Annotated in this window: 18 protein-coding genes; 9 read left to right on the forward strand and 9 right to left on the reverse strand. The window is 61.3% G+C overall.

Annotated features, from left to right (window positions below):
- The first annotated feature begins 158 nt into the window (after positions 1-158).
- From petA to NKJ04_RS10595, 6 genes are all read left to right on the forward strand, one after another.
- Positions 159-719 (forward strand): ubiquinol-cytochrome c reductase iron-sulfur subunit, encoded by a 561-nt coding sequence (gene petA / locus NKJ04_RS10570; RefSeq protein ID WP_023809838.1) that lies wholly within the window; start codon positions 159-161, stop codon positions 717-719.
- Between the two features lie 16 nt (positions 720-735).
- Positions 736-2,037 carry a cytochrome b gene (locus NKJ04_RS10575; RefSeq protein WP_013529985.1) on the forward strand — a complete coding sequence of 434 codons (1,302 nt, stop codon included), beginning with the start codon at positions 736-738 and terminating at the stop codon, positions 2,035-2,037.
- Between the two features lie 28 nt (positions 2,038-2,065).
- Entirely contained in the window at positions 2,066-2,938 is an 873-nt protein-coding gene (locus NKJ04_RS10580; RefSeq protein WP_352553445.1) for a cytochrome c1, read from the forward strand.
- A gap of 127 nt (positions 2,939-3,065) precedes the next feature.
- Complete coding sequence (locus tag NKJ04_RS10585) at positions 3,066-3,761, forward strand: acid phosphatase (RefSeq protein ID WP_352674761.1); 696 nt, start codon at positions 3,066-3,068, stop codon at positions 3,759-3,761.
- 176 nt (positions 3,762-3,937) lie between these two features.
- The gene (locus NKJ04_RS10590; RefSeq protein ID WP_128303835.1) at positions 3,938-5,083 is read left to right on the forward strand and encodes an alpha-hydroxy acid oxidase; all 1,146 of its coding nucleotides are present in this window, start codon (positions 3,938-3,940) and stop codon (positions 5,081-5,083) included.
- Positions 5,084-5,092: 9 nt separating this feature from the next.
- The gene (locus NKJ04_RS10595; protein WP_013529989.1) at positions 5,093-5,638 is read left to right on the forward strand and encodes an adenine phosphoribosyltransferase; all 546 of its coding nucleotides are present in this window, start codon (positions 5,093-5,095) and stop codon (positions 5,636-5,638) included.
- A gap of 45 nt (positions 5,639-5,683) precedes the next feature.
- Here the strand turns inward: NKJ04_RS10595 and NKJ04_RS10600 are convergent, their stop codons facing one another.
- The 4 genes from NKJ04_RS10600 to NKJ04_RS10615 all read right to left on the reverse strand — a co-directional run bounded on the left by NKJ04_RS10600 (position 5,684) and on the right by NKJ04_RS10615 (position 9,296).
- Complete coding sequence (locus tag NKJ04_RS10600) at positions 5,684-6,154, reverse strand: MaoC family dehydratase (RefSeq protein ID WP_023809834.1); 471 nt, start codon at positions 6,152-6,154, stop codon at positions 5,684-5,686.
- Complete coding sequence (locus tag NKJ04_RS10605) at positions 6,151-6,627, reverse strand: MaoC family dehydratase (protein WP_023809833.1); 477 nt, start codon at positions 6,625-6,627, stop codon at positions 6,151-6,153. Before NKJ04_RS10605 ends, NKJ04_RS10600 begins: the two co-directional genes overlap by 4 nt.
- Positions 6,628-6,750: 123 nt before the next feature.
- The gene (gene corA / locus NKJ04_RS10610; protein ID WP_023809832.1) at positions 6,751-7,725 is read right to left on the reverse strand and encodes a magnesium/cobalt transporter CorA; all 975 of its coding nucleotides are present in this window, start codon (positions 7,723-7,725) and stop codon (positions 6,751-6,753) included.
- A gap of 236 nt (positions 7,726-7,961) precedes the next feature.
- Entirely contained in the window at positions 7,962-9,296 is a 1,335-nt protein-coding gene (locus NKJ04_RS10615; protein WP_128303755.1) for a uracil-xanthine permease family protein, read from the reverse strand.
- Positions 9,297-9,432: 136 nt separating this feature from the next.
- Here NKJ04_RS10615 and guaD point away from each other — a divergent pair, with 136 nt between their 5' ends.
- Positions 9,433-10,797 carry a guanine deaminase gene (gene guaD, locus NKJ04_RS10620; protein WP_352674765.1) on the forward strand — a complete coding sequence of 455 codons (1,365 nt, stop codon included), beginning with the start codon at positions 9,433-9,435 and terminating at the stop codon, positions 10,795-10,797.
- 67 nt (positions 10,798-10,864) lie between these two features.
- Here guaD and ychF read toward each other — a convergent pair whose 3' ends face one another.
- The 4 genes from ychF to NKJ04_RS10640 form a co-directional block, all read right to left on the reverse strand.
- Complete coding sequence (gene ychF / locus NKJ04_RS10625; protein WP_023809829.1) at positions 10,865-11,968, reverse strand: redox-regulated ATPase YchF; 1,104 nt, start codon at positions 11,966-11,968, stop codon at positions 10,865-10,867.
- Between the two features lie 91 nt (positions 11,969-12,059).
- Entirely contained in the window at positions 12,060-12,785 is a 726-nt protein-coding gene (pth, locus tag NKJ04_RS10630) for an aminoacyl-tRNA hydrolase (RefSeq protein WP_352674767.1), read from the reverse strand.
- A gap of 23 nt (positions 12,786-12,808) precedes the next feature.
- Positions 12,809-13,450, reverse strand: a complete 642-nt coding sequence (locus tag NKJ04_RS10635) for a 50S ribosomal protein L25/general stress protein Ctc (protein WP_023809827.1) — start codon at positions 13,448-13,450, stop codon at positions 12,809-12,811.
- 248 nt (positions 13,451-13,698) lie between these two features.
- A complete protein-coding gene (locus NKJ04_RS10640) occupies positions 13,699-14,733 on the reverse strand; it encodes a class I SAM-dependent methyltransferase (RefSeq protein WP_352674771.1) in 1,035 nt (344 codons plus the stop codon).
- A gap of 292 nt (positions 14,734-15,025) precedes the next feature.
- Here NKJ04_RS10640 and NKJ04_RS10645 point away from each other — a divergent pair, with 292 nt between their 5' ends.
- Entirely contained in the window at positions 15,026-17,032 is a 2,007-nt protein-coding gene (locus tag NKJ04_RS10645; protein WP_128303836.1) for a putative bifunctional diguanylate cyclase/phosphodiesterase, read from the forward strand.
- Between the two features lie 71 nt (positions 17,033-17,103).
- Here the strand turns inward: NKJ04_RS10645 and NKJ04_RS10650 are convergent, their stop codons facing one another.
- Positions 17,104-17,280 (reverse strand): hypothetical protein, encoded by a 177-nt coding sequence (locus tag NKJ04_RS10650; RefSeq protein ID WP_352674774.1) that lies wholly within the window; start codon positions 17,278-17,280, stop codon positions 17,104-17,106.
- 234 nt (positions 17,281-17,514) lie between these two features.
- Here NKJ04_RS10650 and NKJ04_RS10655 point away from each other — a divergent pair, with 234 nt between their 5' ends.
- Positions 17,515-18,948, forward strand: coding sequence for an LLM class flavin-dependent oxidoreductase (locus NKJ04_RS10655; protein WP_352674777.1), 1,434 nt, complete (start codon positions 17,515-17,517; stop codon positions 18,946-18,948).
- Positions 18,949-18,960 lie beyond the last annotated feature (12 nt).

Genomic DNA, 18,960 nt, shown 5'->3' on the forward strand with positions numbered 1-18,960 from the left:
TTCACCCGTCTGGACAAAAACGGGCTTCACGCATAAACCGAAGTCCAAATGCCGGAGGAATTCGCAAGCCTGTTCGCCATGCGCTGTCGGGTTGGCGTAATTGAGCGGGGAACAAGGCTCAGCCACCGGCACGGAAGAGGCGAAAGGATCAGGCACCCGTGAGCGCAACCGACACCCAGGATCCCAACCGTCGTGATTTTCTCTACGTCGCCACCGGCATGGCCGCAGTGGTTGGCGCGGGTGCCTTCGCGTGGCCGTTCATCGACCAGATGCGCCCCGATGCCTCGACGCTGGCGCTCGCTTCCGTCGAAGTCGACGTCGCCTCGCTGACGCCGGGCATGTCGCTGATCGTCAAGTGGCGCGGCAAGCCGGTCGTGGTGCGCAACCGCACCGAACAGGAGATGAAGGACGGCGAGGCAGTCAATCTCGCCGATCTCAAGGATCCGATCGCCCGCAATGCCAATCTGCCGTCCGATGCGCCGGCGACCGACGCCAATCGCACCACGCCCGGCAAGGAGGCCTGGATGGTGATGGTTCAGGTCTGCACGCATCTCGGCTGCATTCCGCTTGGCCAGGAAGGCGATTTCGGCGGCTGGTTCTGCCCGTGCCACGGTTCGCAATACGATACGGCCGGCCGCATCCGCAAAGGCCCGGCGCCTGAGAACATGGCGGTTCCGGTATTCAAGTTCATTTCCGATACCAAGATCCTTATCGGTTGAGGCAGGGGATATTTCGATGAGCGAGGGACACTCGACCTATACGCCCAAAACCGGTCTCGGACGCTGGTTCGACGCCCGCATGCCGCTGCCGCGGCTGGTCTATGACAGCTTCGTTGCCTATCCGGTGCCGCGCAACCTCAACTATGCGTGGACCTTTGGCGGCATCCTTTCGATCATGCTGGTGGCGCAGATCCTGACCGGCATCGTGCTGGCCATGCATTACACGGCTGACACCAATCTGGCCTTCGGCTCGGTCGAGAAGATCATGCGCGACGTGAATTCCGGCTGGCTGCTGCGCTACATGCATTCGAACGGCGCCTCGTTCTTCTTCGTCGCCGTCTACATCCACATCTTCCGTGGCCTCTATTACGGCTCCTACAAGGCGCCGCGCGAACTGCTCTGGATCCTCGGCTGCATCATCTATCTCCTGATGATGGCGACCGGTTTCATGGGCTACGTGCTGCCATGGGGCCAGATGAGCTTCTGGGGCGCCACCGTCATCACCGGCTTCTTCAGCGCCATTCCGCTGGTCGGCGACTGGATTCAGCAGCTGCTGCTCGGCGGCTTTGCCGTCGACAACCCGACGCTGAACCGTTTCTTTGCGCTGCACTATCTGTTGCCGTTCATGATTGCCGGCGTCGTCGTTTTGCACATCTGGGCGCTGCATGTCGTGGGCCAGTCGAACCCGACGGGTATCGAGGTCAAGTCGAAGACCGACACTGTCGCCTTCACCCCCTACGCGACCATCAAGGACGCGTTCGGCATGATCGTGTTCCTGTTCTTCTTCGCTTATTTCGTCTTCTACCTGCCGAACTATCTCGGCCATCCCGACAACTACATCGTCGCCAACCCGCTGAAGACGCCGGCCCACATCGTGCCCGAATGGTACTTCCTGCCGTTCTACGCGATCCTGCGCGCCATCACCTTCAATGTCGGGCCGATCAACTCCAAGCTCGGCGGCGTGCTGTGCATGTTCGGCGCCATCGTCATGTTGTTCCTGGTGCCGTGGCTCGACACTTCGAAGGTACGCTCGGCCGTTTACCGGCCCTGGTACAAGCTGTTCTTCTGGCTGTTCGTGGCCGATGCCATCCTGCTTGGCTGGCTGGGCTCGCAGCCGGCCGAAGGCAGCTATGTGTTCATGGCGCAGATGGCGACATTGTTCTACTTCGCCTTCTTCCTGATCGCGCTGCCGGTGCTCGGACTGATCGAGACGCCGCGACGGCTGCCGAACTCGATCACCGAGGCGGTCCTCGAGAAGAACAAGGGCGGCAGCGGACATCCGGCGGGCGCTACGGCGGCGCCGGAAACCAAAGGCTGAGCGGGTAGAGAATCTAAGGGGATTTGGCATGAAAAAGATTCTCACCTCGCTGGCGCTGATCGGCCTCGTGGCCGTCGCCGCTGGGGCCGCGGGCACTCGGGCGATCGCCGCCGAAGAGGCACACAATGTGGCCAATCCGACGCATTTCCCGATCGACGAGCCAAAGGAAATGGACTGGAGTTTCACCGGCCCGTTCGGCACTTACGACAAGGCGCAGCTGCAGCGCGGCCTCAAGGTCTACAAGGAAGTCTGCTCGGCCTGCCATTCGATGAACCTGGTGGCGTTCCGAACGTTGTCGGACCTCGGCTATTCCGATGCGCAGATCAAGACGCTGTCGGCCGAGTACACGATCCATGACGGTCCCAACGATGCCGGCGACATGTTCGACCGTCCAGGCAAGCCGTCCGACCACTTCCCGCCGCCGTTCGCCAACGACGAAGCGGCCGCCGCTTCCAATGGCGGCGCTGCCCCGCCCGACATGTCGCTGCTGGCCAAGGCTCGCGGCGTCGAGCGCGGCTTTCCGCAATTCGTCTTCGACATCTTCACACAATACGATGCCGGCGGTCCCGACTATATCCACTCGCTGCTGACCGGCTACGACCAGACGCCGCCGGCCGGCATGGTGATCCCGGAAGGCACCCACTACAATCCGTACTTCATGTCCGGCGTGTCGCTGAAAATGCCCAAGCCGCTCTCCGACGGCCAGGTGACCTATGATGACGGTGCGCCGCAGACCGTCGACCAGTATTCCCGCGACGTCTCCGCCTTCCTGGCGTGGGCGGCCGAGCCGCATATGGAAGACCGCAAGAAGACCGGTTTTCGCGTTCTGGTGTTCCTGCTTTTGTTCGGCGCGCTGGTCTATCTCACCAAGCGCAAGGTGTGGGAAGGCGTGGCCCACTAGACCACACAATCAAGTGATCGCGAAGGGCGCCGAGAGGCGCCCTTTTGCATTTCCGGAGGCTGGTCATGTCACATGGCCGTCATCGCATCCGGCGATCCTGTGCTGCTCTCATCAAAGGATCGCATTCATGAAAAGATACGCATCGCTCGCGGCAGGCCTGTTGCTGCTCATCCTCGGCTCGGCCGCGCAAGCGGAAGACGCCCAGCCCTTCGTCACCAACAAGGACGTCGACCTGACGATGATCCTGCCGCCGCCGCCGGCAAACGATTCGGCGCAGACCAAGGCCGAACTCGGCGAGGTGCTGACGCTGCAGGTGACGCGCACCCCGGAGATGGTCGCCAGCGCGGTGGCCGATGCCGAGGAGAATGTCTGGCGCTTTGCCGACGTCATGGGGCCGAAATTCAACAAGGAAACGCTGCCGAAATTCAGCGCTTTCTTCGATCGCGTGGTGGTTACCGAAGGGGCTGTCGTCGACCCGGCCAAGGATGTCTGGAAGCGCCCGCGCCCGCATCAGCTCAGCGATCTCGTCAAGCCGGCGGTCAAGCTGTCGAGCTCCGGTTCCTGGCCGTCTGGCCATGCCACCGTAGGCACGATGATGGGCATCATCCTGTCCGACATGGTCCCGGAAAAGCGCGCCGAGATCATGGCGCGTGCGGCCGAATACGCCCACAACCGCGAGGTCGGCGGCATCCACTATGCGTCCGACGTCGAGATGGGCAAGATTTCCGGCAGCGTTATTGCCGCGGTCCTGCTCAACCGGGACGACTTCAAGGCTGAATATGAAGTGGCCAGGGCCGAGCTTCGTTCCGATCTCGGCATGTAATCCTCGTCAGCCGGATTTAGACGGGAAGGGGCGCTTAAGGCGCTCCTTTTTTGTTAACGCTCGTGCTCAAGCGAAAGTTCGGCAATTAGTCCGTTGGCATGGCGGCATCAGGTTGATATTCGACGCATCGAACGGTGGCGAGAAGCTCGTCCCGCCATGGCCTTTGGAATTCGATGATGCGGCTCAGCGACTGTCACAACTTTTCCGATTTCCGGCGGATGGCACAGCAGCGGCTGCCCGGGCCGATCTTCAACTACATCGACGGCGCGGCCGACGATGAGGTCACTTATCGCCGCAACACCGAAAGCTTCGAGACCTGCGACCTTGTTCCCAACGTGCTGCGCGGAGTGAGCGAGGTCGACATGTCGGTGACGGTCATGGGCCAGAAGCTGGCGATGCCGTTCTATTGCTCGCCGACCGCCTTGCAGCGCCTGTTCCACCATCAGGGTGAGCGCGCGGTCGCCAGGGCCGCCGCCAAATACGGCACCATGTTCGGCGTCTCCTCGCTTGGCACCGTCAGCCTCGAGGAGGCGCGCGGCATCAGCAGCAGCCCACAGGTCTACCAGTTCTATTTCCACCGGGATCGCGGCCTCAACCGGGCGATGATGCAGCGCGCAAAGGCGGTTGGCGTCGAGGTGATGATGCTGACCGTCGACAGCATCACCGGGGGAAACCGCGAGCGCGACAAACGCACCGGCTTTGCCATTCCCTTCAAGCTCAATCTCGCCGGAATGGCACAGTTCGCGCTCAAGCCGGCCTGGGCGATCAACTATTTCACCCATGAGGGGTTCAAGCTGCCGCAGCTCGACGAGCATGTCGACATGGGCGGCGGCACGATGTCGATCAGCCGCTACTTCACCGAGATGCTAGACCCGTCGATGACGTGGGACGACGTGGCCGAGATGGTCAAGCTTTGGTCGGGTCCGTTCTGCCTCAAGGGCGTCATGTCGGTGGAGGATGCAAGACGCGCCGTCGACATCGGCTGCAGCGGCATCGTGCTGTCGAACCATGGCGGGCGGCAGCTGGATGGCTCGCGGGCGGCGTTCGATCAGCTTGCCGAGATCGTCGACGCCGTTGGCGACAGGATCGACGTCATCATGGATGGCGGCGTGCAGCGCGGCACCCATGTGCTGAAGGCGCTGTCGCTCGGTGCCAAGGCCGTCGGCGTCGGACGCTATTATCTGTTTCCGCTCGCGGCGGCCGGCCAGCCCGGCGTCGAACGGGCGCTTGAACAGATGCGGGTCGAGATCGAACGCGGCATGAAGCTGATGGGCTGCAGTTCGATCGAACAATTGTCGCGCAAGAACCTCCGTTTCAGGTAATCTCGACCCATGAAATCCTCCCTCGAAGACACATTGCTCGCCGCGATCCGCACCATTCCGGATTATCCCAAGCCCGGCATCCTGTTTCGCGACATCACCACGCTGCTCGGCAATGCGCGCGCCTTCCGCCGCGCCATCGACGAACTGGTGCATCCCTATGCCGGCCAGAAGATCGACAAGATCGCCGGCATCGAGGCACGCGGGTTCATCCTTGGCGGCGCCGTCGCCCATCAGCTCTCGGCCGGCTTCGTGCCGATCCGCAAGAAAGGCAAGCTGCCCTACGAGACGGTGCGCGTCGCCTATAGCCTGGAATATGGGCTGGACGAGATGGAGATGCACAAGGACGGCGTTGCTCCGGGCGAGAAGGTGATCCTTGTCGACGATCTGATCGCCACCGGCGGCACCGCGGAGGCGGCGGTCAAACTTCTGCGCCAGATCGGCGCCGACATCCTCGCTGCCTGTTTTGTCATCGACCTGCCGGACCTCGGCGGCCGCGCCAAGCTCGAAGCCCTCGGTGTGCCGGTCAGAACGCTGATAGGGTTCGAAGGACATTGAGGAGTGCTCTCCCTTCTCCTACAAGAAGGGAGAGGGAAAGTGGCGTTACTCGGCCTTCACCAGAACGGCGCTTTCGAACTCGAGCACCTTGTCGCCGGTGGAATCGAAAGCTTCCGAACGCAGCGCCAGCAGCCGCCAGCCGGGGCGTGAGGCGATTGGGCGGTGCGACAGCGCGGTGCGCGTGAAGGTGATGGTTTGCCCGGCATAGACCGGCTTCAGCCATTTCAGGTTCTTGAAGCCGGGCGAGGGACCGAATTCCGGCACTGGACCGGGACCGCTCCACGCAGCGATCTCGGCGTCCATACGGTTTTCCAGATTGAGTTTCATCCAGGTCGCGGCCGTGTGCCAGCCGGACGCGCAGAGGCCGCCGAGCACACTTTTCTTCGCGGCCTCCTCGTCGATATGGAAGATTTGCGGGTCGTACTTACGGGCGAAGGCCTTGATCGCCTCGGGCTCGAATGAGTGCGAGCCGAGCGTGACGGTGGTGCCGATACGGAAGAACTCGTCCAGTGTCATGCTTGGCTCCCCGCGGCATCGCGCGTGAGGAACATGACGGAGTTCTCGAGCTCGAAGACGCTTTCGCCACGCTGGTTGAACAGTTCGCTGCGCATGGTGACGAAGCCGAGTTGCGGCTTCGATTTCGACAGGCGCTTGGCAATAACCATCAGGGTGCCGGTCAGTTGGTCGCCGGCCAGGACCGGCTTTTTCCATTTGACCTGATCGACTCCGGGCGCGCCCTGGCAGGTCGAGTCCAGCAGGAACGCATCGCACAGCATGCGCATGAACATTGCGCAGGTGTGCCAGCCCGACGCTGCCAGCCCGCCGAGGATGCTGGCCTTGCCGGCTTCCTCGTCGAGATGCATCGGCTGCGGGTCGAATTCTCCGGCGAATTCGACGATCTCGGCGGCACTCACGAGCTTCGAGCCGAGGTCGATCGACGCGCCCTCGATGAAGTCCTCATAGGCCCATGTTTTTATCTCTGCAGTCATGGTCTGGAATCCGGCTTGTCGACCCACGATCCCCAGGATCGGGGTTTCCGGATGCAGGCCGGCGTTCATTTGGTCAAGCGATTTCTACTGCGCCAGCCTGTGGCAGCCGATCGACAGGGCCACTCAGAGCCAGCCGCGGCGGCGGAAGTACCAGAAGGGCAGGATCGCCGACAGCACCATCATGGCGATGGCGAAGGGATAGCCAAGCTCCCATTTCAACTCGGGGATGACGTCGAAATTCATGCCGTAGATCGAGGCGACCAAAGTCGGCGGCAGGAAGATGACGGCGGCGACCGAGAAGATCTTGATGATGGCGTTCTGCTCGATCGAGATCATGCCGAGCGTGGCGTCGAGCAGGAAGGAGATCTTCTGCGACAGGAAGGTGGCGTGGTCGGCCAGCGACAGCACATCGCGCGACAGCGTCTTGATGCGCGCCTTGGTGTCCTTGCTCATCTTGGTGCGGGTCGAGGCATGGGCGAAAAAGCCTGCCAGGCGCTGCAGCGAGATCAGGCTGTCGCGGATCGAGGAGGCAATGTCCTCCTTGCGGCCGATGGCTTTCAGCAACTCCTGGAAATCACGGTTGCGCTTGGAAACCTTGGTCGACCGCGCCTCGAAGATATCGCGCGAGATCGCCTCGATGTCGCGGCCGGCGCGTTCCAGAATGTCGGCGAGACGGTCGACGATCGCCTCCAGCAAGCCGATCAGGATGGTGTCGCCGCTGGTGCAGCCGGTCGCCACCTTCTCGGCGCGCTGCGGAAAGGTCTTGAAGGCCTTCGGCTCGTGGTAGCGCACCGTGATCAGCCTTGTGCCGGCGAGCACGAAGGTGACCGGCGACATCAAGGGATCGTCGACCTCGGTCTGGGCGGGCAGGGTGGCGGTCATGAAGTAGGCGCCGTCCTCGACATAGAGGCGGCTCGAAATCTCGATCTCCTCCATCTCCTCGCGCGTCGGAATGGCAACGCCGAGCCAGCTCTCGATCGTCGCTTCCTCTTCCTTTGTCGGGTTGAACAGGTCCGCCCAGACGATGGTCTCGCTGTTTGCCAGGAGATCGTCGACGACGCGCAGGCGGTCATTGTCCACGACGAAGGCCTTGATCATCGCCTGATATCCCTTGCTGGGGCCAAAGGGTGCGTTCGGATTGACGCGTCGTGTTGGATTGCACGAGACGGACACTTTCGCCGAAAGCGCCGACCGCGTGCCCCAGCCGATTAGACCCGTGATGTGACAAGGTCAAGGCAGGCCATGCCGCCCGCAAAACAGGTCAACGGCAAGTGCTGTCAACGATGCAGAGAGATAGCGGACGGCACATTGCCGCCCGCCATCTTAGGATACGTCTACCGGGAGTTTGGCAGGATCTGGTGCAGCACGATGGCCCAGACGGCGCCGAAGGCGATCGATGAGCCGAGGATGTACTGCACGAGGTCGGGGAGCGTCTTGACGAAATCCGGCGGCGCCAGCGTGGCAAACAGCGCCATCAGGATCGGCAGACCGATGACCAGCATGTTGCGCTCGGTCAGGGGTGTACCGCGCACGACGCGGAAACCGTTCATGGCGATGACGACGCAGAGGACGCCGAAAACGCCGCCGATGACAGGCCCCGGTATCGCGGCGATGACCGCCGAAAGCTTGCCGATCAGCCCGAACAGCACCAGGAAGATGCCGGCGGCGGCAAAGGCGGCGCGGCTGGCAATGCCGGTGATGGCAATGATGCCGGCATTGGACGAATAGCCGGTCACCGGGGTGCTGCACAGCAGCGCGCTGACCAGGCAGCCGAGGCCTTCACCTGTCGCGCCCTTGTCGAGCTGCTCGTCCGACAGCGGCTTGTCGATGACGGCGCCGACGGCGAACCAGGTGCCGGTGGTTTCGGCGAGAACGACGATATAGACGATCAGCATCGTCAGTGTCGCCGACAGCGAGAACGTCACGTCGAGATTGAGGAAGGCGATTCGCGGCATGGAAAACCATGTCGCGTCCGCAACGCCCGCCATGTTCAACTGGCCCATGAAGGCGGCGGCCACGCTGCCTGCCACCAGGGCGATGATCACGGACAGCAGGCGCAGCCAGGCGCCCTTCGCGCCAAGTGCCATGCCGGTCAGCATGCAGCCGACGAGGAAGGCAGCGGCGATAAAAGCGAGGACGATGTTGCCGCCGACCGTGGCGGTGCCGTGGACCGCGAACACGCTCTCCTTGAGCGCCACCGGCATCAAGGCGACGCCGACGACGATGATGATCGCACCGCCGACGATGGGCGGTACGAAGCGGTTGACGAGGCGATGGAAGATTCTTGTCGGCGAACCGAGCAGGATGACCAGTATGGCGCCCGGAATGAGCGCTCCGACCACGGCGGAGAGACCGCCAACGCCGCCGCCTGCTCCGAAGGCGATGGCCAGCACCGCGCCGATCGGGACGAAGGACGGCCCCTGGACGACCGGCAGCCGCATCAAAAGCTGCGACTGGATCAGTGTGGCAATGCCTGCGGCCACGAATGCGGACTGGATAAAGGCGCCGGCATCGCCGACGCTGAAGGCGAGCACCGATGCGATGATAAACGGCACGATGTAGACGTCCATCGCCAGTACATGCTGGAGGCCGAGCAGCGCTGCCTTGCCCCATGGCAGCGGATCGTCCGGTTGGGCAATCAATGTGATCTCTGACGCAACGCGTTCCATGTACCGTTCCCCTTCTGACCCCTCTGGAAATTCCCGCTCGATCATGGGATCAGTCGGTGCCGAAGGACAGCGGCCACAACATTTGCCAACTGTTTTTTTGTAGGCCAAGCAGACCGTTAGCCAAACCGGAGCCGCAATGACGAGAGAACCCTTCACGCTGCTCGGCACCGCCTTCCACACGCCCCAACGCGGCAGGCTGGAGGTGCTGAAGGACCATCTGTTCAGCGTCGATGCACAGGGGCGCATCGCGGAAATGCTGGCGCCGGATCATCGCGAGTACGAGGTCACGCAGAACGCTGCCCGCCTGGCGGGCACGCTTGTTGAGCTTGCCAATGGCCAATTCCTGCTGCCCGGTCTCATCGACCTGCATATCCATGCGCCGCAATGGCCGCAGATGGGCAAGGCGCTAGATGTGCCGCTCGAAGTCTGGCTGCAGAAATACACCTTTCCGCTCGAAGCCCGCTATGCGGATGTCGATTATGCCCGCGAGGTCTATGCCGATCTGGTCGATAACCTGCTGGCCAACGGAACCACCACGGCGCTCTATTTCGCCACGGTCCATGTTGACGCGAGCCTGGCGCTTGCCGAGACCTGTCTTGAGAAGGGTCAACGCGCGCTCGTCGGCAAGGTGGTGATGGACGATCCAGAGCAGTGTCCACCTTTCTACCGCGATGCCGATGCGGCAAGCGCGGTATCGGACACCAGACGGTTCATCGAGGCGGTCAAGTCGCTGGATCCGCGCGACAGGCCGCTCGTCCAGCCGGCGATCACACCGCGCTTCATCCCAAGCTGCACGGATGCGGCGCTGCAAGGACTCGGCGAGCTGGCAACCGAATTCGGCTGCCACGTGCAGACGCATTGCTCGGAGAGCGACTGGGCAAAGCAGTTCGTCGAGACGCGCTTCGGCCGCACCGATGCGGCAAGCCTTGATGGTTTCGGCCTGCTCACCCGGCATACGATCCTGGCGCATTCGAATTTCATCGATGAGCAGGATATGGACCTCATAGAGGAGAGGGGCGCGGCTGTTGCCCATTGCCCGCTGTCCAATTTCTATTTCGCCAATGCCGCATTTCCGCTGCGCGCAGCACTTGACCGGCACATGCACGTCGGGCTCGGAACCGACATTTCCGGAGGCTACAGCCCGTCACTGTTCGATGGCTGCCGACATGCATTGTCAGCGTCGAGGACGCTGCAAAGCGGTGTGCATGCCGGCCTGCCGCCGGAGCAACGCGGTGCGCCCGGCGAACCCATCACGCACCAGGAGGCGTTCTGGCTGGCGACCGCCGGCGGTGCGGAAGCACTTGATCTGCCGACGGGCAATTTTCGCGTCGGCTATGAGTTTGACGCGCTGCTGATCGACACCAGCGCCAGGGCATCGAACATCCACATCGGCATGGCCGACGATACGCTTGAGGAGATATTCCAGAAGATCGTGCTCAACGCAGCGCGGGCCAACATCGCCACGGTCTGGGTGAGTGGCCGGAGGGTAGTTGGGCAATAGCTGGTTTTCCCGGGCTAGCCGGAGAGGGCGCTGATCACGCCGCCACGGCGGCGTGACATCCGTCACATCAGGTGTTGAACTTGAACAACAGCACGTCCCCGTCCTGGACGACATATTCCTTGCCTTCGTCGCGCGCCTTGCCGGCTTCTTTGGCCGCCACTTCGCCGCCCAGTGTGACGAAGTCGTTGTAGGAGATGGTCTGGGCGCGGATGAAGCCGCGCTCGAAATCGGTGTGGATGACACCGGCGGCCTGTGGCGCCTTGTCGCCCTTATGGATGGTCCAGGCGCGCGTCTCCTTCGGCCCGGCGGTGAAATAGGTGATGAGATGCAACAGGTCGTAGCCGGCGCGGATGACCTTGTTCAGGCCGGGTTCGTCGAGGCCCAGCGACGACAGGAATTCCATTTCTTCCTCGTCGGAGAGCTGGGCGACTTCCGCCTCGATCGCCGCCGAGATCACCACGGTGCCGGCGCCTTGGGCGGTGGCCATGTTTTCCACGGCACTGGTGTGCTCGTTGCCGGTGGCGGCGTCGGCCTCGGCGACATTGCAGACATAGAGCACGGGATGCGAGGTCAGAAGGTTCAAGCCCTGCAGGATGCGCAAATCTTCGGGCGAAATACCCTTGAGCAGAATGCGGGTCGGCTTGCCGGCCTGCAGCAGTTCGAGCGCTGCCTCCATCAGCGGCAGCACGGTCGTCGCTTCCTTGTCCTTGCTGCCGGCGCGCTTGCGGAATTGCACGATGCGGCGTTCGAGGCTGTCGAGGTCGGCGAGCATCAGCTCGGTCTCGACCGTCTCGGCATCGGCGACGGGGTCGATGCGGCCCTCGACATGGGTGATGTCGTCATCCTCGAAGCAGCGCAGCACATGCACGATGGCGTCGACCTCACGGATGTTGGCGAGAAACTGGTTGCCCAGCCCTTCGCCCTTCGAGGCACCGCGCACCAGACCGGCAATGTCGACGAAGGATATGCGGGTCGGGATGATCTCCTTCGACTTGGCGATCGCGGCGATCTTCTGCAGGCGCGGATCTGGCACCGCCACCTCGCCGGTGTTCGGTTCGATGGTGCAGAATGGATAGTTGGCGGCTTGCGCCGCAGCCGTTCTGGTCAACGCGTTGAAAAGCGTCGACTTGCCGACGTTGGGCAAGCCAACGATGCCGCATTTGAAACCCATTTTTGTTCGGTCCTATCGGGAAAATAGAAATTTGATCAGGGCTATGGGCGATAGGGGTGATCAACGTCAAGCCCTTCGGTCCCCTTGATGCTCAGTCCTTGCCGCCGAACAGCTTCTTCAGCATGGCGGCCATTGGACCGCTTTCCGGCAGCTTGGCTGGCACCTGCTGCGGCCGTGCCTGGCGGACGTGACTTTGCTGCTTCTGCGCCGGCTGCTTCGGTGCCGGCTTTTCCGGTTGCGAGCCGGCCTTGCCCTGGACGGCGGGGCTGGTCTTGTTCATGAAGCCGGACTCGTCGCCCTTGGCGATCATGGCGGCGTTGTCGGCGATCGCGTCGAGCAGCGGTTCGAGCCATTCGCGGTCGGCCTTGTCGAAATCGCCGAGCACATGGTGCTGGACCATTTCCTTGACGCCGGGATGGCCGACGCCGATGCGTACGCGGCGATAGGCGTTGCCGACATGGCCGTCGATCGAGCGAATGCCGTTATGGCCGCCGGCACCGCCGCCAGTCTTTATGCGCAGCTTGCCTTCGGCAAGGTCGATCTCGTCATAGAAGACGGTGAGCGCGGAAAGCTCGAGCTTGTAGAAGCGCAGTGCTTCGCCGACCGACTGGCCGGACAGGTTCATGAAGGTCTGCGGCTTGATCAGGACGATTTTTTCGCCGCCGAGCGTGCCCTCGGAAATCAGGCCCTGGAATTTCTTCGACCAAGGCGAAAAGGAATGGCGGCGGGCGATTGCGTCCGCCGCCATGAAACCGACATTGTGGCGGTTGTCAGCGTATTTCGCGCCCGGATTGCCGAGACCTGCAAACAGCAGCATCGCCTGCTCCGGGCGTGAAAGAGTTACTTCTCTTCGGCGGCAGGAGCCGCTTCAGGTGCAGCCGCTTCAGCCGTCTCTTCCGTCTCCGGCTTCATCGCCGACGAACCGGCAATGGTCGCGATGGTGAAGTCGCGGTCGGAGATCACAGGCTTGACGCCAGCCGGCAGCTTGACCGCCGAGATGTGGATCGAGTCGCCGATGTTGGCGCCGGTGAGATCGACGGTGATGAACTCCGGGATCGCATTGGCCGGGCAGTGGAACTCGACTTCGTGACGCACGATGTTGAGCACGCCGCCGCGCTTGATGCCGGGCGACTTGTCTTCATTGATGAAGTGGACAGGCACGTCGACATTGACCTGGGTGTCCTTGCCGATGCGCAGGAAGTCGACATGGACAGGGAAATCCTTGACCGGGTCGAGCTGGAAGTCCTTCGGCAGGACCTGGATCTTCTTGCCGTCGACATCGATCGTGGCGATCGTGGTCAGAAACCCGCCGCCATGGATCTTGTAGTAGATGTCCTTGTAGGTGAGCGCGATAGCCAGGGGAGGCTGCTTGTCACCATAGATTACTGCAGGCACTTTACCGTTGCGGCGAACTGCACGGGCGGACCCCTTACCGACCTGTTCGCGTGCTTCGGCCTTGAGCTCGTAAGTGTCGTGGCTCATGGCATTTCCTTTCGGTTTGTTCTGGAGCGCTCACGGTGGGCAGAGTGCCTGGACCGTAAACGTCGAAAGCCGACATGCCCATGCATGATCTGGTCCGAAAACCGGAATCCACTTTCGGGATCATGCGGGAAGGCGGCCTTCCGCCGCGTTGCCTCCAAGGGTGTCTACGCGGGTGGCGGCTCTATAGCGGAAGGCGGCCGGAGGTGCAAGCCAAAGGCACGCCCGGCCTGGTGCAGTCCAGGCGGTCGCTATCCGCGCTTTTCGATGACGGCATAAAGCACGTTGCGGTTCTCGCCGAAGAACACCTGCGCCTCGACGGCGTTGCGGTCGACGCTGGCATTGACGATGTTCCACATATCGACCTCCGACCGCAGCAGCAACACCCAGTCCATGAATGTCTCCCGGTAGCCGGCGTCAGGCGTGCCCTCGGCGTAGTTGGCAAACAGGAACGTCCCGTTCGGCTTCAACATCTGCAGGCAGGTCTTCGTGAGTTTCACCGCGACGTTGTGGGCGAGGTAGTCATAAAGGCCGGAGGCATAGACGAAATCGAACTTGCCAAGCTTGTGACCCCGCGTGAGCACGGTCCGCACCGAGCCGTCGATGGCTTCGACCGCGGTGCCCTGGAAATCGCGCGCGATCAGCCCAACGCTCTGGGGGTCCTGATCGAGCGCTACCCAACGCTTGAGCCGGCCCTCCGCCAAGGCGACCGAACGATTGGCTTCCCGCAAATGGCCGGCCGCGATCGCCAGGACCTCGGTTTCCGGTCCGTTCTTGGTTGCGATCTGATCGACGTATCGGGTCAAGAGATCGCGCCGCTCCCGTGCGGCGACGCATGACGGTACGTTCTGGGTATGGCTGTACAGGGCCTTGCCGACCTCCGAGGCGCTGGCCACGCTCTCTGCCACATGCGGATCGCAATAAATGTAATCAAGCAACTGCGCGTCGCCGGAATAGCCCCTGGGCTTGGTGAAGGACCAGTGCGTCAGCGGATCCTCGAGAAAATACTTCAGGATCGGATGGTTCTGCGCAACCGGTATCAACGCATGCCAGACGTCGGGATGAACTTTGGAATGCAGGCCATTGAGGAAGGACAGCAAGCGACCGACGATCTCGGCCGGGTTCTTGTCCTGTTCGACCTGCTGCTGTGTCGCGTGGAGAATGAGGGCCAGCTCCGCGCGAGCGGTTTCGAACGCTTCGCCATGATGCTCGAGCTTTCCCCGAGGCAGCGTGCCGGCGAGCATCTCGGCAGTAATCAAGCTTTTGCCATCAAGAACGGTCTGCACGCCATCACTCCATAGTTAACAGTCGGTTAACTTATTGCGTAGAATGCTCCCTTTGCCAATGTCGAGCCGACGGCATTTTATCGTTATGATTAATTTCCCGCCAACCATGTTCCTCTTTAGACGGCTTTCGGCCCTAATTCCGGGTTCGAGTTAACGGAAACTTGTCTTGCGCGATTGCATTTGTTTGCCCGGCGTCGCAATCGCCGTCGCGTCCAAGGAGCCGGCCCGCGTGGGGGCAGAAGCTGGAAATGAGTTCGGGAAACAAAATCCCTTTCAAACGGGGTCTATTGTGATGAACGAACACCTGTCATCCGTATTGGTCGATGCGGTTGATGCGGAGCCGTACGAGCCGCGCTACGAACTGGGGGCCGACGAGCTTCGCACCCTTTACCGCACGGAAGCGCAGGCGACGCGAAGAGGGGAAGCCAGGCCAGGGCTTTGGATCGCGGTTGCGATCTATCTCTTGTTTTCGGCAACCGATCTGCTGCTGATCCCGGATGTGGCCGCCTATACGATCACGGCGCGCTTCACGGTCGGATTGAGCGCGCTTTTGATCCTGGAAGCGCAGCTTCGCCATGGCGTCGGGACGGAATGGCTCGACGTGACCTGCGCCGGGGCCATTATCTTTGGCTATGTTGGTTGGCTGTGTCCGGCGATTATGGGCGCGGACAAGGAAAGTGTCTCTTACTATATGGTCTTTGGGACCATATTCATGATGAGCGCCAATCTTTTCTTTACGTTCAATTTCAAGCTTTCTATCGTAACTTCCGCAATAATTTTATGTATACTTTACATTGTAAACTACTTTGTTCCTTCAACCCTCACATACAAAATGGTTTTTGGGGCTTTCTATGTTTCTTGTTTTACGTTCACCTCGTATGTTAACTGGAAACTAAATGAGGAACGCTACAACGTCTTTCTGAATGCCCTGGAAGCCAAGATCCAGCACAATGAGGCGACCGAACGCGGCAAGGCCCTGCTGAGATTGTCGCGGACCGATCCGCTTACAGGTCTGGAGAACCGGCGCGCGATCGACGAGAAGCTGCGGGACTACTGGAGCGATTGGCAAAAGGTCGGCACCAGCTTCGGGGCGATCCTCATCGACGTGGACTTCTTCAAGAAATTCAACGACTGCTACGGCCATCAGGAAGGCGACCGCTGCCTGATCCATGTCGCCAATGCCCTGAGCGAGATGATCAAACAGTATAATGGTTCCATAGGCCGCTACGGCGGCGAAGAGTTCATCGTCCTGGCGCGCATGGAGACAAAAGAGCAGATCCTGAACATCGCCGAAGCCATTTGCAGCACGGTGGAGAACCTGGCGCTTACCCACGAGCTCCGGCGCGACGGCGTCTCGATCGTAACGGTGAGCGTTGGCGCCGCATTCACCAGGACGCAGACCGGGGCCAAGCTGGAGAAGATCATCCACGAGGCCGATCGCGCTCTCTATCTGGCAAAAGCCGGCGGCCGAAATTGTGCCCGGCTGTTCGATCCAACCGATCCGCAAAGCAGCGACGAGAGTGAGAACATTGCGGCCTTGCTGAAGATAGCGATCGGCCAGAATCTCGTTTCACTCGTTTACCAGCCCATCCAGGATGTCAAATCGGACCGGGTTGAAGCGGTAGAGGCTCTGATGCGCCTCAAGATGCTGGACGGCACATCGGTTCCGCCCAGCCTGTTCATTCCCGTCGCCGAACGAACCGGCGCGATCCTGGAACTCGGGCGCTGGGCGATAAGGACAGTGTGCGCCGAGCTCCTGGCAGACGATCACGTCCATGTCGTCAGTGTCAACGTCTCCCCGATCCAGCTTAAGACACCGGGCTTCGCAACGTCTGTTGCGACCATTCTGGGCGAGACCCGCGTCGCCGGCAGCAGACTGGCCTTCGAGATCACCGAAGGGCTGGAGATGGAGATGCATTCGGACATCCTGCGCTGCATCAGCGACCTGAAGCTGCTCGGGATCAAGATATGGCTCGATGATTTCGGGACGGGCTTCGCGGGCCTTTCGTGGCTTCGCCTGATCGATTTCGATACGGTGAAGATCGACCGCTCGTTTCTTCACGACTGCAGTTCCCCGAGCGGCAAGGCAATGCTGCAGGACATTATCACCCTGGTCCGAAATCGCGGCCACAAGATCCTGGTCGAAGGGGTGGAAACCGACGAGCAGATGGTCTTGATGCGCGAATTCGGCATAGACAAGATCCAGGGCTTCCATGTCGGCCGCCCCGCTCCCGCCGTCAGTTTCCAGGCAAAGCGGGCCATGCGCAAACGGTCATTTGCCGTGCTTAAGTCCGCATGATACGTGTGGGCGGTGGCATTTGGCTTAGAGCTTAGGCCGCTATTTGGCCGCGACGGGCCAAAAGCCGAAGTCTAGCTGACTTCACCTGAGCGCCGCGCCGGCTTCCAGTTTCTGGCCTGCTTCATATTCGGCAGGAACACCGTCAGCGGGCTGAGCCGCGGCGGATGTCGAGACGCGGCCCGGCACCAAAGACGACCACGTGGAGAAGGCCGGCGCCAGATCAGCCCGACCATCGCCGTCAGGATCATCGCACCATCCGCTTGGCGGACCGGGTCAAGATCGCCACCGGCGGCAAGGTGATTGCGTCTACTTTTTCCTGATGGGGATCTCGCGCAAACACCTTGCTTCCGCGAAACGGCTCGATCGAGGAATGCTATTCCCTAGATTAGTCTATTTAAAACCATATATTTACTTTGATATTTGGCTCCCGGCCCTACCCTGCCAGCTCAACCACGATTGCTTGCAGGATTCCGGAACCGACAATGAGCAAGACCATCCGCTTCAATGCCTTCGAAATGAACTGCGTCGGTCACCAGTCGCCTGGCCTCTGGCGCCACCCGCGTGACCGGTCCTGGGACTACAAGGATCTGGAGTATTGGACAGATCTCGCCAGGCTTTTGGAGACCGGATTCTTCGACTCCGTCTTCATCGCCGATGTGATCGGCTATTATGATGTCTACAAGGGCAACCTCGACAATGCGTTGCTGCAAGGCGTGCAAATCCCGGTGAACGATCCGTTGCAGCTCGCCAACCCGATCACCTTGGCCACCAAACATCTCGGCATCGGCATCACGGCTTCGACGAGCTTTGAGCATCCCTACACCTTCGCACGCCGCCTCTCGACGGCGGACCACCATACCAAGGGCCGTATCGGCTGGAACATCGTCACGTCCTATCTGGAGAGCGGGGCCAAGAACATCGGCCAGGGCGGGCTGCGCAGCCACGACAATCGTTATGACGTTGCAACCGAATATGTCGAAGTCCTCTACAAGCTGTTCGAGGGCAGTTGGGAAGAGGGAGCCGTGCTGCGCGACAAGGAGCGCGGGATATTTGCCGATCCGACAAAAATCCACGAGATCGGCCACAAGGGAAAATATTTTGATGTGCCGGGCTTTCACCTATGCGAACCTTCGCCACAGCGTACGCCCGTTCTCTTCCAGGCCGGCGCCTCGGGTGCCGGCAAGCAGTTCGCCGCCGGCCACGCCGAATGCGTGTTCATCTCGACGCCTCTGAAGGATGCCACCCGCGCCTATGTCGCGGAAATCCGCAAGCGCGCCGCCGAGCAGGGTCGCGATCCGAAAAAGGTGCTGATCTACGCGATGGCAACCATCATCGTCGATGAAACCGACGAAAAGGCACGGGCTAAATATCAGGATTACGCGAACCACGCCTCCTATGACGGCGCCCTGGTCCTGATGTCTGGCTGGACCGGCATCGATTTCGGACACTACAAACCGACGGATACGGTCAAGAAGGTCAAGACAAACGCGATCATCTCCGCCGTCGAGCATCTGGCCGGAGGCGACAAGGTCTGGTCCATCGAAGAGCTTGCAAAATGGGGCGGCATTGGCGGTCTCGGGCCGCTTTTCGTGGGATCGCCATCGACGATCGCCGATCTTCTGCAGGAGTGGGTCGAGGAAACCGACATCGACGGCTTCAACCTGGCTTATGCGCTGGCGCATGACAGCTTTGCCGACGTCATCGGATACGTCGTGCCGGAACTGCAGAAGCGCGGGGTCTACGCGACGCAGTATCGCGAGGGCACACTGCGCGAAAAGCTGTTCGGCGAAGGCCCCTATCTGCCGGCAAACCATCCGGCCCATCGCTTCCGCGACATCGAACGCGTCAAGCGCGACGAGGCCGCGGCGCAATCAACCTTGACCGAAGGGCACGCCCGCCAATCCGAACCGGCCTGACATCATCCCTGC

It is taken from the genome of Mesorhizobium sp. M0618 (assembly GCF_040320765.1).
In the GTDB taxonomy this organism is placed as follows: Bacteria; Pseudomonadota; Alphaproteobacteria; order Rhizobiales; family Rhizobiaceae; genus Mesorhizobium.

Coding starts and splice junctions, on each gene's coding strand:
- NKJ04_RS10575 (WP_013529985.1), top strand. CDS start 736: ATGAGCGAGGGACACTCGACCTATACGCCCAAAACCGGTCTCGGACGC.
- NKJ04_RS10580 (WP_352553445.1), top strand. CDS start 2,066: ATGAAAAAGATTCTCACCTCGCTGGCGCTGATCGGCCTCGTGGCCGTC.
- NKJ04_RS10585 (WP_352674761.1), top strand. CDS start 3,066: ATGAAAAGATACGCATCGCTCGCGGCAGGCCTGTTGCTGCTCATCCTC.
- NKJ04_RS10590 (WP_128303835.1), top strand. CDS start 3,938: ATGCGGCTCAGCGACTGTCACAACTTTTCCGATTTCCGGCGGATGGCA.
- NKJ04_RS10595 (WP_013529989.1), top strand. CDS start 5,093: ATGAAATCCTCCCTCGAAGACACATTGCTCGCCGCGATCCGCACCATT.
- NKJ04_RS10600 (WP_023809834.1), bottom strand. CDS start 6,154: ATGACACTGGACGAGTTCTTCCGTATCGGCACCACCGTCACGCTCGGC.
- NKJ04_RS10605 (WP_023809833.1), bottom strand. CDS start 6,627: ATGACTGCAGAGATAAAAACATGGGCCTATGAGGACTTCATCGAGGGC.
- corA (WP_023809832.1), bottom strand. CDS start 7,725: ATGATCAAGGCCTTCGTCGTGGACAATGACCGCCTGCGCGTCGTCGAC.
- NKJ04_RS10615 (WP_128303755.1), bottom strand. CDS start 9,296: ATGGAACGCGTTGCGTCAGAGATCACATTGATTGCCCAACCGGACGAT.
- guaD (WP_352674765.1), top strand. CDS start 9,433: ATGACGAGAGAACCCTTCACGCTGCTCGGCACCGCCTTCCACACGCCC.
- ychF (WP_023809829.1), bottom strand. CDS start 11,968: ATGGGTTTCAAATGCGGCATCGTTGGCTTGCCCAACGTCGGCAAGTCG.
- pth (WP_352674767.1), bottom strand. CDS start 12,785: ATGCTGCTGTTTGCAGGTCTCGGCAATCCGGGCGCGAAATACGCTGAC.
- NKJ04_RS10635 (WP_023809827.1), bottom strand. CDS start 13,450: ATGAGCCACGACACTTACGAGCTCAAGGCCGAAGCACGCGAACAGGTC.
- NKJ04_RS10645 (WP_128303836.1), top strand. CDS start 15,026: ATGAACGAACACCTGTCATCCGTATTGGTCGATGCGGTTGATGCGGAG.
- NKJ04_RS10650 (WP_352674774.1), bottom strand. CDS start 17,280: ATGATCCTGACGGCGATGGTCGGGCTGATCTGGCGCCGGCCTTCTCCA.
- NKJ04_RS10655 (WP_352674777.1), top strand. CDS start 17,515: ATGAGCAAGACCATCCGCTTCAATGCCTTCGAAATGAACTGCGTCGGT.